At 66.3% G+C, this 14714-nt stretch carries 14 protein-coding genes; 3 read left to right on the plus strand and 11 right to left on the minus strand.

What is annotated here, in order from left to right:
• Nucleotides 1-146: 146 nt before the first annotated feature.
• Together FFS60_RS03395 and FFS60_RS03400 are read right to left on the minus strand one after the other, a co-directional pair.
• Entirely contained in the window at nt 147-2930 is a 2784-nt protein-coding gene (locus tag FFS60_RS03395) for a PAS domain-containing sensor histidine kinase (RefSeq protein WP_256658031.1), read from the minus strand.
• Nucleotides 2931-3380 carry a TadE/TadG family type IV pilus assembly protein gene (locus FFS60_RS03400; RefSeq protein WP_137821139.1) on the minus strand — a complete coding sequence of 150 codons (450 nt, stop codon included), beginning with the start codon at nt 3378-3380 and terminating at the stop codon, nt 2931-2933. It abuts the gene before it with no gap.
• A gap of 113 nt (nt 3381-3493) precedes the next feature.
• On the opposite strand from FFS60_RS03400, the gene FFS60_RS03405 reads away from it, so the two are divergent.
• Together FFS60_RS03405 and FFS60_RS03410 are read left to right on the plus strand one after the other, a co-directional pair.
• Entirely contained in the window at nt 3494-3958 is a 465-nt protein-coding gene (locus FFS60_RS03405; RefSeq protein ID WP_137821140.1) for a prepilin peptidase, read from the plus strand.
• Nucleotides 3959-4088: 130 nt separating this feature from the next.
• Nucleotides 4089-4853 (plus strand): response regulator transcription factor, encoded by a 765-nt coding sequence (locus tag FFS60_RS03410; protein WP_137821141.1) that lies wholly within the window; start codon nt 4089-4091, stop codon nt 4851-4853.
• A 56-nt stretch (nt 4854-4909) separates the two neighbouring features.
• Here FFS60_RS03410 and FFS60_RS03415 read toward each other — a convergent pair whose 3' ends face one another.
• Genes FFS60_RS03415 through cpaB form a run of 9 tightly spaced genes read right to left on the minus strand, consistent with a single transcriptional unit; the run spans nt 4910 to nt 14086 of the window.
• The gene (locus tag FFS60_RS03415) at nt 4910-6655 is read right to left on the minus strand and encodes a TadG family pilus assembly protein (RefSeq protein WP_171016479.1); all 1746 of its coding nucleotides are present in this window, start codon (nt 6653-6655) and stop codon (nt 4910-4912) included.
• A gap of 7 nt (nt 6656-6662) precedes the next feature.
• Nucleotides 6663-6938 carry a DUF3613 domain-containing protein gene (locus FFS60_RS03420; protein ID WP_137821143.1) on the minus strand — a complete coding sequence of 92 codons (276 nt, stop codon included), beginning with the start codon at nt 6936-6938 and terminating at the stop codon, nt 6663-6665.
• Nucleotides 6935-7684 (minus strand): tetratricopeptide repeat protein, encoded by a 750-nt coding sequence (locus FFS60_RS03425; RefSeq protein WP_371926358.1) that lies wholly within the window; start codon nt 7682-7684, stop codon nt 6935-6937. Before FFS60_RS03425 ends, FFS60_RS03420 begins: the two co-directional genes overlap by 4 nt.
• Nucleotides 7681-8583 carry a type II secretion system F family protein gene (locus FFS60_RS03430; protein WP_137821145.1) on the minus strand — a complete coding sequence of 301 codons (903 nt, stop codon included), beginning with the start codon at nt 8581-8583 and terminating at the stop codon, nt 7681-7683. The genes FFS60_RS03425 and FFS60_RS03430 overlap by 4 nt, the downstream gene beginning before the upstream one ends.
• 1 nt (nt 8584) lies before the next feature.
• Nucleotides 8585-9469 (minus strand): type II secretion system F family protein, encoded by an 885-nt coding sequence (locus FFS60_RS03435; RefSeq protein WP_137821146.1) that lies wholly within the window; start codon nt 9467-9469, stop codon nt 8585-8587.
• A complete protein-coding gene (locus FFS60_RS03440) occupies nt 9466-10737 on the minus strand; it encodes a CpaF family protein (protein ID WP_137821147.1) in 1272 nt (423 codons plus the stop codon). The genes FFS60_RS03435 and FFS60_RS03440 overlap by 4 nt, the downstream gene beginning before the upstream one ends.
• Entirely contained in the window at nt 10734-11903 is a 1170-nt protein-coding gene (locus tag FFS60_RS03445) for a pilus assembly protein (protein WP_137821148.1), read from the minus strand. The genes FFS60_RS03440 and FFS60_RS03445 overlap by 4 nt, the downstream gene beginning before the upstream one ends.
• A 7-nt stretch (nt 11904-11910) precedes the next feature.
• On the minus strand, nt 11911-13134 hold the full coding sequence (locus tag FFS60_RS03450; protein WP_137821149.1) for a type II and III secretion system protein family protein: 1224 nt from the start codon (nt 13132-13134) through the stop codon (nt 11911-11913).
• 19 nt (nt 13135-13153) lie between these two features.
• The gene (gene cpaB, locus FFS60_RS03455) at nt 13154-14086 is read right to left on the minus strand and encodes a Flp pilus assembly protein CpaB (RefSeq protein ID WP_137821150.1); all 933 of its coding nucleotides are present in this window, start codon (nt 14084-14086) and stop codon (nt 13154-13156) included.
• A 389-nt stretch (nt 14087-14475) separates the two neighbouring features.
• On the opposite strand from cpaB, the gene FFS60_RS03460 reads away from it, so the two are divergent.
• Nucleotides 14476-14652, plus strand: coding sequence for a Flp family type IVb pilin (locus tag FFS60_RS03460; protein WP_137821151.1), 177 nt, complete (start codon nt 14476-14478; stop codon nt 14650-14652).
• Nucleotides 14653-14714: the final 62 nt, after the last annotated feature.

The raw sequence follows: 14714 nt of genomic DNA on the forward strand, positions 1-14714 counted from the left end.
ATCCAATAAAAGGGTAGTCAGGTTCGCGGTTAATGCCAGAAAGGGGGCCTGGAGGGGCGCGGGTGGCGACCTTGCACAATCGCCACCCGCAGCTGAGCGCCAAGGTGTTCACGGGGGAATGCCATGGTCCTGAAGGGCCGGTGCCGCTAGCCGGTAAGCTCGGGCGAGACCGCCGCGTCTGGCCCGTCTGCGAGTTCATCGTCTTGCGCGGATGCGCCTGTGAACAGCGGCAAGGCGATGCGGAAACAGGCGCCCTCACTGCCGTTCTCGGCGCTGAGGCGCCCGCCCATCTGCTGGACGATGCCGTAGCTCACCGACAACCCCAGGCCGGTGCCCTTGCCGACCGGTTTGGTGGTGAAGAAGGGTTCGAAAATCTTCTCCAACAGGCGCGGGTCGATACCGCCGCCGTTGTCTTCCACCCGCAGCTCCACCCAGGCGCCGCGAGGCTCCAGGCCAACGAGGATAGCCGGGGCGAAGTCCGGTTCCGCCTCCTTCTTGCCCAGCATCGCGTCGCGGGCGTTGACCATCAGGTTGATCAGCACCTGCTCCAGCTGGTCAGCAAAACCGCGCACGGCAAAAGCCTGCTCGCCCAGCGCCAGGCGCACGTCCACGCCTTTACCGCGTAGCCCCTCGGACAGCAGCGACAGCGCTCCTTCCACCGCCTGACGCGGATCGAAGAGTTGCTGCTCCACATCCGAGCGCCGGCCAAACACCCGCATGTGATCGACGATGCGTGCCGCGCGCTGTACCTGGGCTTCGATGCGCAGCAGCTTGTCGCGCAGGTAGTCGACCTGCACCTCGTCACTGGCCAGGCGCTTGAGCACGTTGGCCACGGCCATGCGCATCACGTTCAGCGGCTGATTCATCTCGTGGGCGAGGCCGGTGGCCATTTCGCCGAGGGTCGCCATCTTCGCGCCCTGGTAGAGCTGCTGCTGGGCCTTGCGCACTTCGGTGTTGTCGCGCCCCACCGCCTGCACTTCCAGCAGCCGGCCATGCTCGTCGAATACGCCACGGTCGGCCCAGATCCACCAGGCATGTTCGCGCCCCGGCAGGTGCAGGCAGATCTCCGCCGTGCTGACTGGCTGTTCCGGCGTCAGGCCGATCAGCCGTTCCTGGAAGGTCTGGCGCTGCTCGTCGGAGAGCCAGGCACCAAGGCTGGCGCCGGCCAGTTCCTCCGGCCGGCATTCCAGGTAGTCCGCCAGCGGCCGGTTGGCGAAGCGCAGCACCAGGTCGGGGGTGTAGCGGCAGATCATGGCCGGCGAGTCTTCCACCAGGATGCGGTAACGCTCCTCGCTCTCGCGCACTCGCTCGGCGGCCTGGGTGGCTTCGGTCACGTCCAGCCAGATGCCCACCGCCTCCTGTGGCTGGCCCAGTTCGTTGCGCAGCAGGCGCACCTCGTCCAGCAGCCAGTGGTAGTTGCCCTGGCGGTCGCGCAGCCGGTAGCGGCAACTGACCTGCCCTTCACGCAAGAGGCTGCGGGTGCGGGCGAAGAACTCCTCGTGATCATCCGGGTGCACGCGCTCGGCCAGGCCACCCTGCTGCAGCTCGGCCAGGGACCAGCCGAGCATGGGGCCCAGGCTCTCACTGCAGAATTCCGGCACCAGTGCGCCGTCCTCGTAGCGCAGCACATAGATCACCGCTGGCGCGCTGCCGATCAGGTTGCGCAGCCGCGCGTGGGCCGCTGCGGCGCTGGCTTCCTGGGCCTTGATATCGCTGATGTCCAGCAGGAAGCCGAGTATCCGTGGCTGGGTCGCGGTGCCCTGTACCTGAGCCTGAACCCGATGCCAGATAGCCGACTCCTGCGTGCCCGGCAGGTACAGCCGCAAGCATTGGGTGAAGCCCTGGCCATTCAGTTCGGCGGCCCGCAGGCGGGCGCGAAACTCATCGCGGTCGGCCGCATGCACTTGCTGCAGCCAGCCCTCCAGCGCAAGCCGGCCCTGGTCATCGGCCTGCCAGGCACGGGCCAGGGCCGGCGCCAGCAGCACCTCCCTGGAAGCCGGCAGGTATTCCCACCAACCGGCGCCCAGCAACCCCTGCAGCGCCTCCAGGCGCCCCCCTTCGTGGCGCTGGGTCAGTTCGCGCAAGCGCGCCAGCAGGGGGCCGGCGAGTTGGGCGCAAATATGCTGCCACTCGGAATCACCCAGGGCGGCATGGGGATCAGGCTCGAAGGGCGCACAGAACAACCAGCCGCTGATGCCGGAGAGCTCCACGAAAGGCACCAGGTAGGCCGGTCCATCCCCCAGCAAGGCGAACAGCCGCGGATGTTGCGACAGCTGCGACCAGCTCCAGCGTTGTGGTGCGCGGCCGTGCAGGTCCGCCAGCTCCTGCCCCAGGCGTTGACCTTCCTGCCACAGGCCCGGTGCGCCATGGCCCCGGTACTGGGCGTAGACCTGCCAGCCCTGCCCCCCCGGCATGTGCAGCGCCAAGGCCATGCAGGGCACCCGCCAACGCAGGGCAAGGGCTTCCAGCAGTTCACCGGTGACCTGGGGCAACATGGCCGCGCTGGCCAGGCGCAGGTGCTCCGCTGCCTGACCGGCATGGAGCAGCGCCTGACGGCGCAGGTCGCCGGATTCCTGGTGGCGGATCAGGTCGCCGATATCCAGCGCCTGCAGCAACCAACCGTCACGCGTGGCCGTCAACCAGCCACGGGTGTGCAACGGGCGGCCGTCATGGCAGATGAAGTCGAGATCCAGGCAACCCTGGCCCCATTGCTCCGGCGCCCCCTGCAACAGCGCGGCGCAATTGGCGCTGACGAAATCAGCCAGTGGCAAGGCCTGGCCATTGGCCGAGCGGCCGAGGCGCAGGCCGAGTGAGCCGGCGATACCCAGCACCCGGCCCTGGGCGTCCAGCGCCAGCAACACACTGGCGGGGGTGGCGCGGGCCGCCTGGAGCAGCGCCTGGCTCGACGAACGTTCCGCGACACTTTCCATTCATTGCACCTGCAGGCTGGCCTGGGCAGTGAGCACATCCGGCACCCGAGGCACCTGGCCGATGCCGGGCAGCACCAGGAAGGGCACCACGGGATTGGCCTGGTAGGGATAGGAAATGCTGACCGTGAGCACACCACCAGCGAGGGTGACGCTGGGGGCCGGCAGGTTGCTGCGTACGCTGGCGGGAAGCCAGGCAAGCTGCTGATCGATCGCGGTGTTGGCTGCGGCGGTCGCCAGGGCGAGGAAATTGGGCGCGTCGGGGTTCACCGCCACGGCGCGCCGCACCGCTTCGGCGGACGCCTGGTTGAAGGACTGCAACATCAGCAGCGGCAGCGTGTAACCGACCACGCCGTAGAAGATGGCGAAGAAGATGACGAAAACCAGGGAGAACTCGATGGCGGCAGCACCCTGCTGCCGTCGGGCGAAGCGCGGAGAATGCCCTTTTCGCATGTAAACCTTCCTGACTGGTGACCGCACTGCGACTGAAATGCTCGGCTGTCTTCCGAAGATTCGGCTACACAGATAGCAGCATAGAAGGACTTCTCGGACGCATCGGACATTTCATGTCGGCCCTCCCCCTGCTGTTCTGGACCGCCCTCTGCGCCCTGCAGGACCTCAGGCAGCGGCGCATTTCCAACTGGCTCAGCCTGGGTGGCATCGCCGCCGCCCTGTTCTACCTGCTGCTGCGCGGGGAAACCCTGCTGGGCGCTACACTTACCGACGGCCTCGCCGCCGCCGGCCTTGCCCTGCTGCTGACCCTGCCCGGCTGGTGGCTGGGCCGGCTGGGGGCGGGCGATGTGAAGCTGCTGCTGGGCATCGCGCTGTGCAGCAACGGCCTGTTCACCTTGTACTGCCTGGTCGGTGCAGGGCTGGCCTATCTGGCCTGGGCGGGCCTGTCGCGTCCACTCTGGCCCAGGTTGCCGGCGAGCCTGCGCAGCGCCCTGGCCGAAGTGGCGCCGGAGCGGGCACGACGCTATCCCTTCGCCCCCTTTCTCTTCCTCGGAAGCCTGGCGGCTTTTTTTGTCTGACAAACTGCACCGCAGTGATATGAAAGTGCTATATCTTTCGTCAGCACTGCACCGCCGTACCAACTCCCGCGTGCCGGGGTGGGGATAGCATGCACCCTTAGCCAGGACCGCGCGCATTGGAAGGCTGGACATGGATTCTCAACCTTGCACCCTGCTTGTCGTGGATGACGAAGACGCCATAGTCGTCGAACTCCAGGAATTCCTCGAAAGTTGCGGCTACCGCTGTATCGGCTGCACCTCCAGCCTCGAAGCCCTCAAGCGATACCGTGAGGATGCCGCCATCGGCATCGTGCTTTGCGACCTGCACATGCCGGAGCTGGATGGCATTGCCCTGGTCCAGGAGCTGGAGCGGCACAGCGGCCCCGGCCGCCCCTTCGAGGCCATCATCTTCACCGGCCAGGCCGAGCCTCGGGACGTGATCGAGGCGATGCGCGCCGGGGTCGCCGACTACTACCAGAAGCCCATCGACCCGGATCAGGTGCTGCGCGCCGTACGCCGCCTCGAAGAGCGCCTGCGGCAACGCCGCGAGGACAACCTGGAACTGGCCCTGCTGAACACCAAGCTGCGCACCCTCGCCGAGTCCATCGACGAGCTGTACCAGGACATCAACAAGCGCCGGCGTGGCCCCATCGATCACACCCCGCCGTTGGCGGACAACCATGACATGGGCGTGCAAGCGCCGTTCGACAAGCTCTCGCCGCGCCAGCTGGAGGTGGCCAGGCTGGTGGGCAAGGGCATGACCAACTACCAGACCGCCTGCGAACTGGGGCTGACGGAAAACACCGTGAAACTCTACGTGTCGCAGATTTTGCGCCTGACCCACCTGCACAACCGCACCCAGCTGGCCCTGGCCATGGCGCCGCCAGGGCGCCGGCCGCACCAAGTCGCACATTGAAGATTGCCCGCGTGGGGTGCGCCGCGCGCACTCCACGGGGCCTGACGTCGGTCAGCTCAGAGCATCAGTCTGGGCGCCGCGGTATCCAGCTCGACCAGGCGCACATCGGCGTAACCCAGTTCAATACCCAGCAGCTTGAGCACCGGATCGAGAACCGCCTGGCCGATCAGGGGAATCAGGCTGCCGACGGTGGATTCGATGGTGGGCCCCAAGGTGGACTCGATCACGCCCTTGGTCAGGCCACCGATCAAGCAGCCGAGCCCCAGCAGTCCGCAGTCCTCGGTGACTTCAACGTCCACGTCCAGGCTGTTGGCCAACTCCGAGAGCCCGTCGGCCAGTGCCTCACCGGCTTGCGTGGCAACCCGCTTCTGCTGGGGCAAGAGCTCGCTCGGCGAGACAGTGAAGTTCGTCTCGGTAGGCTGGCCATTGCTGATGCTGGCTGACCCGGATACTTCCACTGCAATGCCGGTAATCCCGGGCAGGGCGGTTACCCGGACAGGGTCGGCCTGGGTATTCGACGCAATATTGCTGTAGCGCCCCAGCCCGAGACTGGCGATACCCGGCTGGGTAAGAACGGACACCTGCCTGGTACCAGGCAGGATGGGACCGCAGGAGATGCTCTGAAGTGCAGCCCAACCCTGCGCCACGTCCAGGTGCAGGCCAAGGTCCACGGTCACCAGGCTCAGGACGTCAACCTGGCCGCCCACCTCCAGCCGCACCTGAGCGGTGCTGACCTGGGTCCGCCAATTGCCGTTCTCGTCGCGGCCGGGCAGGCCGATGGCAATCTTCGGTGGTTCGATCACGTACACCTTGAGGCCCAGATTGGCCAAACCCAGGTTCACCCCCAATCCGACGTCGACCGCATTGGCCTTGTTGGCGAGAAAGGCCAACGCGGTGACCATGTCCAGCACGCTGAGGTCGGTTTGCAGCGCTTGCTTTCCACCGTTGGCGGGCGTCACCACATTCAGGATGTCCGCCAGCTTGACCTGGGTGGCGCCAAGTCCGACATCGGTCAGGTTGCTGAGGCCGTTTCGCACCCCGACCGCCAAGGTTTCGCGGGCATTGGCGGCGGCCACCGTGGCATCCAGCACCTGGTCCAGGCTCAGCTGCGTATCCAGCAGCTCCTGCACATTGCCGGCGGACAGGTCCAGCGCCGCGCCCTGCAGGTTCTGGTTGAGCTCCAGCAGGTTCAGCCTGGCGTCGGCCAACCCCTGGTAGGAAACCGCGTCCAGGCCCAGGTTGGTGCCCAGCATGTCGCCCAGCAGGGCGTTGAGCACGGCCGACTGCTGGCTATCGAGAGAGGCCAACCCACTTCCCAGGGAGAAGCCCGCCAGTGCCGGCCGCTGAGCCACGGCGTCGGCCTGCAGGGTCACGGTATTGCCCCAGAGCCCGCCCAGCAGCAAGCTGGCGGGCACGTTCTGGGTGGCGTGTACCTGCACCGCCTCGATACGGCTGCTGGAGTCGACGAACTGACGATGCTCCCCCGCGCCATCCAGTTGCACATAGCCCACCCGGACGCGGTTGGACCCACTGCCCAGATTGCCGGCGTATCCATGGCGTATCGCGCTGGCCTGAGCCAGCGACAGGGCTGTTTCCGGGGCTTCGGTGGAATCCTGTGGGCCGCAGAAGCCGGAGCCGGAAGCACTTTCCATGGCGGCCATGTCGGCGACTCGCTGCAGCTTGCGCTTCTCGTAGTACAGCCGCCCGGTATCCACCGAGAGCGCCAGCATCATCAGGAACGCCAAGAGTGACGCGACCGCCATCAAGCCGATGGCGCCGCGCTGATGGCGAAGGCTGCCCATGGCCACCTCACTGCCCCGACGAGGAGCCGCCCGGCTCCGGGTCATTAGCGTAGTACCGCTCGGGTATGGCGTACTTGTAGCTCTCCAGCCAGCGCTGGTTGGCCAGCTCGCGCTCGGCAGGCGTCGCCGACTGGGCATGGCGCGATGCCTGGCTACCCTCCCGCTGGATGCTCAGCCACTGCTCGCTTTGCCGCTGGCGTTCATGCCGGGCATGGCGGGGGTCTTCTGCGGCCTGCAGGCCACAGCAGGCCCCCAGCAGCAGGATGGTGATCCAGACTTTCATTGCCCCACCTCCTCGCCCGGAACGGGCTCAGGCGTGTTCACCTCCGCCAGCAACGGGGCCTGTGCCGCGTCACGACGCTGCGCGAGCGGCACCGAAAGGCCCTCGCGCTTCATCTCCCGGGCACGTTCCTCGGCGCGACGCACGGCGTCGGCCGGCAACTTCAGACGGGAGACCAGCTCGGCGGCCTGCTGGTAGTCGTCCTGGTAGAAGAGCAGCGACAGCAGGTTCTGCGCCGGCAAGGGATCGCCCTGGCTGAGTTCCAGGGACGTCAGGAACTCGAAGCGCGCATCCTCCACCCGCCCTTCCCGCAGCAGCACCAGCCCCAGGTCATTGCGCACCTTGGCATCGGTTGGCGCCAGGCTCAGGGCCTCGCGCAGTTGCGCCAGGGCTTCAGACTGGGCGCCCCGGGCGGCGGCGAGCTGGCCCAGGCCGTGATGGCCGTCGGCGGCCAGGCAAGTCCCCAGCAGGCTCCGGTACAGCGGCCCGGCCTCGGCCCGGTCCAGGCTGCGGTAGATGCGTGCCTGGCGCAGGCGCACTTCCGGCAGGCTGGACGGCAGCGCCTGAAGATGCGCGAGGGCGGCATGGCCGCGGCCTTCGGCGGCCATGTCCCGGGCCAGGTTCAGCGCCAGTTCCTGGTCCTGGGTCGGCTGGCCACAGCCTCCCTGTGTCAGCCAACCGACCTGGGCTGGAGGATTGGCGCAACCTCCAAGCAGGCCCATTGCGAACAGCATCAGCATCCTTCTCATCCCATTCCCCCCATTGCCCTGCTGATGGCCAGCATCCCCGGAGCGCCCAACACGATGAGCAGGGCCGGGAACAGCAGCGTCATCATCACCACCGCCATCTTCCCGGAGAGCTTGGAGATGTACTCCTGCATCCGTGTCAGACGGCGATCATCCAGAAGCTTCTTCAACGTCAGCAGCGACGCCATGGCGCCGCCGCCCTGGCGCACCAGTTGTTCGAGGATGGTGAAGCTGTCGGTCAGCTCATCCACCGCCAGCAGGCGTGCGAGCTTGCCCAGTTCCTCCCCCAGTTCCAGGCCGGAGTCCAGGTGTTGCAGCAGGCCGTGCAGTTCTTCGGTGAGTACCGGCATCAACGTGCGGCCATCCTGGCTGATCACGCGCAGGGCCTGTTCCACGGTCAAACCGGCCTCGAAGAGAATGCGCACCATAGGGATGAACACCAACAGCTCCTGCTGCAAGGCGTTCTGCCGGCGCAGGGCCACCAGGGCCAGCACCCGCTTGGGCAAGAGCAAGCCGCACCCCAGGGCAATAAAGGGCGCCAGCCAGGGCTGCGCCGGCGGTTTGGCCAACAACGCCTGCCCCAATAGGGCCAGCCCCAGCAAGGCCAGGGGCGCCATCACCTGGCAGGCCAGGAACAGGGTACGGCGGCTGGAACGGCGCCAGCCGATGCGGTTGAGCAACACCTGCGTTTCGCCGTCCAGGTCCAGGTAACGGCGTGCCAGGCGGCTGCTGCCAAGGCTGCGAACCAGCATCTGCCCGCGGGATTCCGGCAAGCGCGTCAGCGCGTTCTGGCCCAGCAGCCGCTGGCTCACCCGCAAGGTGCGCTGGCGTTCGCCCAGCAGGCTGCTCACCAGCAGCACGGCAGCCAGGCTGAGCAGGACGGCAACGATGAGCAGGGCCATCTCACACGCTCCTCAACATGCGCCAGAGGATGAAGCAGCCCAGCACCTGCATGGCGAACGCGACGACCAACATCTGCTGGCCGCTGCTGTCCTGCCACATGCTTGCGAGGTAGCCCGGGTTGACCGAAAGGATGTAGCCGCCCACCGAGATCGGCAGCAGCGCCAACACCACCGCAGTGAAGCGAGTTTCACCGGTCATCGCCCGCAGTTGCCTGGCAATCTGCTCGCGCTCGTGGATCACCTTGATCAGGTTGTTCAGCAAGTCGGTAGCGCTGCCGCCATAGCGCTGGTTGACCCGTACCCCAAGGGCGAGGATGCGCAACTCCTCCTGCTCGAACAGATCCGCCACTTCCTGCAGGGCGTCGGGCAAGGGCACGCCCAGCTGTACGTCACGCGAAACCCGGGTCAGCGCCGCGCGCAGCGGATCCTGCGAGGCCTCGATGGCACGCACCACGGCATCCCCGAGGGTGCGTCCGGCATGCAGGCTGCGCACCACCTGGTCGAGCATCTGCGGCAGTTGCTCCACCAGGCGTCGCACCCGCCGCTGGTAGCGCCACCCGAGCCACAGGCGCAGGCCGACCGGCAGCAGCAGGGCCGTCGCCAGGGCCGCCATCCAGCCGCCGGGCAAGGCGCTCAGGGCGATGGCCGCCAACCAGGCAGAAACCAGCAGGCCAATGCGCTCCCTGGGTAGCTCCAGCCCGGCGCGGAGGAAAGCGCGTTCCAGCCAGCCGGCATGGGAAGTCAACGGCGCAGGCGTGGCCAGTTCCTGGCCGAGCCGTTGCAGCACCCGTTCCTCACCCGACTGGCGCCAGCCTCTCTGCATCAGCACCAGCCCCAACAGCAGCAGGACCGTGCACAGCAGTCCGAGCAGCAGGGCCGCTTTCATCGGACACCCCCGGCCTGCTGGCGCAGCTTGTCCCCGGCCGGATTCACCGCTTCGCTGAGGAAGCGGCCGCTGGCGCGGTCCAGCCGGAACAAGCAGTTGGTGACGTAGACGTCGTCGCGCACGCCGACCACCTCCACCACTTCGCTGACACAGCGCCGGCCATTGGGCAAGCGGGTGAGCTGGACCACCAGATCAAGCGCCGCGCAGATCATCTGCCGCAGGGTGCGCTCGGCAATCTGCCGGCCGGTCAGGCCCACCAGGGTTTCCAGGCGCAGCAGGGCATCGACTGCGGAGTTGGCGTGCACCGTGCTCATGGAGCCGTCGTGGCCGGTGTTCATCGCCTGCAGCACGTCGAGCACTTCGACGCCCCGGATCTCGCCGAGGATGATGCGGTCCGGCCGCATGCGCAGGGCGTTGCGGATCAGGTCGCTGGCCGCCACCTCGCCGCGCCCCTCGGCATTCGGCGGGCGGGTTTCCAGGCGCACCACGTGAGGATGATTGAGCTGCAGCTCGGCGGTGTCTTCGATCGTGACCAGGCGCTCGTGGCTGTCGATCAGCAGGCTCATGACGTTGAGCATGGTGGTCTTGCCCGTGCCGGTGCCGCCACTGACCAGGATATTGCAGCGCTCGCCCACGGCGCGGCGGATGAACTGCAGCATGGCCTCGTCCAGGGACTGGTAGGCGATCAGGTCGGTGCTCTGCAGCAGGTCCTTGCGGAATTTGCGCACCGAGATGCACGGACCGTCCAGGGCGATTGGCGGAATGATGGCGTTGACCCGGCTGCCGTCCGGCAGGCGTGCGTCGACCATGGGGCTGGATTCGTCCAGGCGCCGGCCAAGCGGTGCGAGGATGCGCTGGATCACCCGCAGCACATGGTGGTCGTCGATGAAGCGCAGGTCGCTCTGGTGCAGCACACCCTCGCGCTCGATGAAGATGCGGCACGGACCGTTGACCAGGATCTCGGTGACGCCGGGGTCGCGCAGCAGCACTTCCAGCGGGCCGAAACCGGTGAGTTCGTCCACCAGTTCTTCAGCCAGGCGCTCCATTTCGTAACGCGAAACCGCCAGGTGATGGCGGCCGACGAACTCCACCACCTTGTCGATGACGTACTGGGACACCGCACCGCGCGCGCCTTCGAGGATGTTCACGCCGTCGTCGTCGATGGCGTCGATGATGTAGCGGTGCAGCACCAGTTTCAGGCCCTGGGGATCGTTGTGACCCACCTGGGTGTAGCGCGCCGTGCCGCCGAACAGGCCCTCGCCGCTCATGACCGCGCGCCCCAGAGACGTTGCCAGGGGCTGCTTCGCGGTTGCTCGATGCAGGCCAGTCGCTCGCCCAACTGGCGCAGGCGCTGGCTGAGGCGCTCACGGGGCGCCAGCTCGAACAGGCTGCGCCCCTGGTTCTTGGCGTTTAGCCGCAGCTCGGGACTGTAGGGCAGGGTTTCCGCAACCGGCAGGTTGAAGGAACGGGCCAGCACTTCGGTCTCCGGCGCCACGCCCCGCAGGTGGCGATCCACCAGCAGTTGGGCATGCTCCAGCTTGATACCGGCGTCGCGCCAGCGACCCAGCAGCTCAAGGTTACGGCGACAGTCCGGCACGCTCTGGTCGGTGCACCAGAGCAATTGGTCGGCGTTGCCGACGAGGATGCGCAGGGCCTCGCTGTCGGGCTGCCCCACCAGGTTCACCACGATGTGCTGGAAGTGCTGGCGCAGGACACCGAGCAACAGATAGAGCTCGGCGGCATTGATCCGCTCCAGGGTGTCGCCGCCAGATTCCTGCACCAGCAGGCGCAAGCCGCCGGCATGGCTGCCAAAGGCGCTGTCGATCAGCGCGGTATCCAGCCGCCGCAGGTTGCGCAGGGCATCGGCGAAATGGAAGGACGCCTCCAGCCCGAGCAACGCCAGGCTGTCGCCCTGAGGCTGGGCCAGATCCAGCAGCAGTGTTCGCTGCCCGCACTGCTGGATGGACAGGGCCAGATGGGCCGAAAGCAGCGCCGAGTCCGAGTCCTGCTGGCGGCTGAACAGTGCGGTGAGGCGCCCGGCATTGTGATTGGGCAACACGCTGGGCAGCCTTTGCACCAGCCGCCGCACCAGCCCGGCCACTTCGCTGGTGCGCGCACCGTAGGCGATGAAGTCGCGGGCGCCGGCGCGCATGGCGTTGAGTACCAGTTGATTGTCCAGGCCGTCACCCATGGCCACCACCGCCAGCATCGGTCGTGCCGCCAGGGCACCTTCGATCAGCGAGGTCTGGGCCACCAGGTTGTCGCGGTCCAGGCCGACGAAGAGCAGGCTGGCGCCAGTGACTTCGATCAGCCCGAGCAATTCGTCGAGGGCGCCACGACCGGCACTGAGCACCTGACCAAGCGGCGTCAGGGCGCCTTGCAGCCACTCCAGGTCAGCACTGTTGCGGGTAAAGGCGAGGAAGGTCTGGCTCATGACGGTCTCACTCGGACAGCCCGGCGCGGCGGTCGAAATCACCGCTCTCGTTCAGGTAGAAGTCAAAGAAACCCGGGTCGTAGCGACGCAGACCTTCACCCGGCAATTCGGGCAACTGCGCGCCCGCCGCCAACGGCTGGACCAGGTGCGGGGTGACGATCATCAGCAGCTCCCGGTCTTCGCGGTCGATCTGCGAGGAGCGGAACAGCGCGCCGATCACCGGCAGGTCGCCAAGGCCGGGGAACTTGTCGATGCTGGCGACGTTCTGGCTGCTGATCAGTCCGCTGATGACGAAGCTTTCGCCATCGGCCAGGGAGACGCTGGTGTCGGTGCGACGCACCTTGAGCGACGGGACCAGGGTGCCGGCGATGTTGATGCCGGTGCTGAAGTCCAGTTCGCTCACTTCCGGCGCCACTTTCAGGGAGATGCGCTGGCTCCCCACCACGGTGGGGGTCAGGGTCAGGCGCACGCCGAATTCCTTGTATTCGACGGTGACGTTGTCGCCATCGCCGCTGGGCACCGGGATGGGGAACTCGCCGCCGGCGAGGAAGCTGGCGCTCTGTCCGCTCAGGGCGACCAGGCTGGGCTTGGCCAGGGTGTAGGCGAAGCCACTGTTCTCCAGCGCATTGATGAAGCCCAGCACCTTGCTGCTGCCACCGCCCCAGATGATGTTGAAGCCGCTGTCCAGCCCGGTGAACTTGCCGCCGGAGGTGCCATCCATGCTGACGGAAATGTCCCTGAGCTGCCCCGGTGCCCCCAGGATGAAGAGGTTGGAGCCCTCGCGTACCAGGGACGCGCTGATCTGCTTGAGCTTGCCGCGACTGACCTCGACGAAGCGGATATCGGTTTGCACCTGGCTGGGCACCGGGTCGACCGCCCGGGGCTCGGCCAGGGCTTCGTCGAGGGCCGCACTGGCCACGCCCTGCACATAGAGCAGGCTACGGCGCGGCTCACGGCTGCAACCGGTCCAGACCATCAGGCTGGTGGCGCCGGCGCGCTTGCCGGTAATAAGGAAGGACTGCTTGTCGGCGAGCTGGACGTCTGCCACTTCCGGGTCGCCCACCGCCAGGCGGGTAATGGCCATCGGGTAACTCATCACCTCCTGGTGGCCCTGCCCCACTTCCACCACGCCCGGCACGGGACCCAGCGACTCGCAGCCCGGGGCGGCCGTCGCGGCCAGGGGCGCGCAGCCGAGCAAGGAGAAGACCGTAGGTGCGATCCAGCGCTTCATGGCGTGCGTTCCTTGCGGGTCAGGGGTTCTGGCGGGTCAGTTCGGCGCCACGGTAGACAGCCACTCCTGGTCCTTTGCTGGCGGACGAAACGGCTGAAGCCTTGGTTTCGGAACGGCGAGGCGCCTCGCCAGCGCTCAACTGCTCCAGGGGAATCAGGCTACGGCGGGTGGCATCCAGGGGTGCCACGGCCAGGTCGCCGGTCTGGTAGCGCTCCAGCAGGCGCTCGTCGGCGCTGCGCACTGCCAGGCGCAGGGAGCCGGCCTGGCTGGCCAGCATCAGGCGAGTCACCCATTGTTCCGGCACGGCCAGCACGGCGGTGCTGGCCGGGCGACGATCGACCTGCTCGCCCTCCTTCGCCGGTTGGCTGGCACGGCCTTCGGCATCCGGCCCGAGGTTCTGGCCGAAGCTCAGCAAGCGCAGGGCCGGTACCGCGACCTGGGCGCTTTCCTGACGCTCACCGGAGTCGCTACGGAGGAACAGCAGCACGTCGACATAGTCACCCGGGCGCAGGTGCCCACCTCCGCCCACCACGTCATCCACTGCAACGGCCATGGCGCGCTCGTCTGCACGGATCATCCGCGCCAGCGGGCCGCCCGCCTCGAAACTGGCCGGGCCCAGCCAGCTACCGGCCGGCACCGGGGTCCAGGGCTGGCGGCCGATGACCTCTTCGATCTTGCTGAAACTGCCCGGTGGAGCGATGCGCAACGCTTCGATGCGCACGTCTTCCGCAGTCACCGCCACGAACGGGCTGAGCGGCCGGGCCGCGACCACCACAGGGGTGCGCAACTGGTCGGCAGGATCGGTAGCCTGGGTGGAGGTAGTGTCGGGGGCGACCGGCGAAACCGATTCGACGGTTTGCGGCGCGCGGCTGAGCACGATTCCCCAATATCCGGCCAGCAAGGCGCCCAACAACAGCACCGCAGCCAAAGCCATGGTCATCCGGCTATTCATCTGGCACTTCCTCTGCCGTGAGAACTACAGGCCCCTGCGTGTGGGGGCATCTTCACCAGGCGGTCAGCCAGCAACCGCCGTTCACATTCCATCAACTTGCCCTGAACTCTGTTTAGCAGAAGTTTTTCGGCGCAAGGGAAAATAATTTATTTACCTGATAATTACTTTCATGCGCATAGGAATTCATTTTTACACAATTTGAAACAACCTCTATATAGGCATAAAAACCCAACTTTTGGTGTGGATTCCCCACTTTTGGGTGAAGGGCCACAGCAGCGGAAACCTATACCTTTGGTATTAATGCCTTCTTACAGTTGCGCCCTCCGAAACTCTCGACAACGCTCTGCTTGCCCTAGGCAAAAAACCCATCTAGAAAGGAGCTTTCAACCATGTCCATGAAGTCTCTGGCAAAGAAGTTTAGGAAGTTCGTAAAAGAAGAAGAGGGTGCGTCTGGTATTGAGTACGCGATCATTGCCGCAATGGTTGCGGCGGTAATTGTCACTTTTAGCGGAGGCATAGGGGATAGGGTCAGCGAGATATTCACCACCATTAGCGAAAATCTCTGATCATCTGGACAACTTTCTACGCAGGCAACTTAGAAAGTTGCACGAAGTCATCAGAAACAGTT

Source organism: Pseudomonas sp. D(2018) (assembly GCF_005502555.1).
Taxonomy (GTDB): domain Bacteria; phylum Pseudomonadota; class Gammaproteobacteria; order Pseudomonadales; family Pseudomonadaceae; genus Metapseudomonas; species Metapseudomonas resinovorans.

Coding starts and splice junctions, on each gene's coding strand:
- FFS60_RS03395 (WP_256658031.1), bottom strand. CDS start 2,930: ATGGAAAGTGTCGCGGAACGTTCGTCGAGCCAGGCGCTGCTCCAGGCG.
- FFS60_RS03400 (WP_137821139.1), bottom strand. CDS start 3,380: ATGCGAAAAGGGCATTCTCCGCGCTTCGCCCGACGGCAGCAGGGTGCT.
- FFS60_RS03405 (WP_137821140.1), top strand. CDS start 3,494: ATGTCGGCCCTCCCCCTGCTGTTCTGGACCGCCCTCTGCGCCCTGCAG.
- FFS60_RS03410 (WP_137821141.1), top strand. CDS start 4,089: ATGGATTCTCAACCTTGCACCCTGCTTGTCGTGGATGACGAAGACGCC.
- FFS60_RS03415 (WP_171016479.1), bottom strand. CDS start 6,655: ATGGGCAGCCTTCGCCATCAGCGCGGCGCCATCGGCTTGATGGCGGTC.
- FFS60_RS03420 (WP_137821143.1), bottom strand. CDS start 6,938: ATGAAAGTCTGGATCACCATCCTGCTGCTGGGGGCCTGCTGTGGCCTG.
- FFS60_RS03425 (WP_371926358.1), bottom strand. CDS start 7,684: ATGAGAAGGATGCTGATGCTGTTCGCAATGGGCCTGCTTGGAGGTTGC.
- FFS60_RS03430 (WP_137821145.1), bottom strand. CDS start 8,583: ATGGCCCTGCTCATCGTTGCCGTCCTGCTCAGCCTGGCTGCCGTGCTG.
- FFS60_RS03435 (WP_137821146.1), bottom strand. CDS start 9,469: ATGAAAGCGGCCCTGCTGCTCGGACTGCTGTGCACGGTCCTGCTGCTG.
- FFS60_RS03440 (WP_137821147.1), bottom strand. CDS start 10,737: ATGAGCGGCGAGGGCCTGTTCGGCGGCACGGCGCGCTACACCCAGGTG.
- FFS60_RS03445 (WP_137821148.1), bottom strand. CDS start 11,903: ATGAGCCAGACCTTCCTCGCCTTTACCCGCAACAGTGCTGACCTGGAG.
- FFS60_RS03450 (WP_137821149.1), bottom strand. CDS start 13,134: ATGAAGCGCTGGATCGCACCTACGGTCTTCTCCTTGCTCGGCTGCGCG.
- cpaB (WP_137821150.1), bottom strand. CDS start 14,086: ATGAATAGCCGGATGACCATGGCTTTGGCTGCGGTGCTGTTGTTGGGC.
- FFS60_RS03460 (WP_137821151.1), top strand. CDS start 14,476: ATGTCCATGAAGTCTCTGGCAAAGAAGTTTAGGAAGTTCGTAAAAGAA.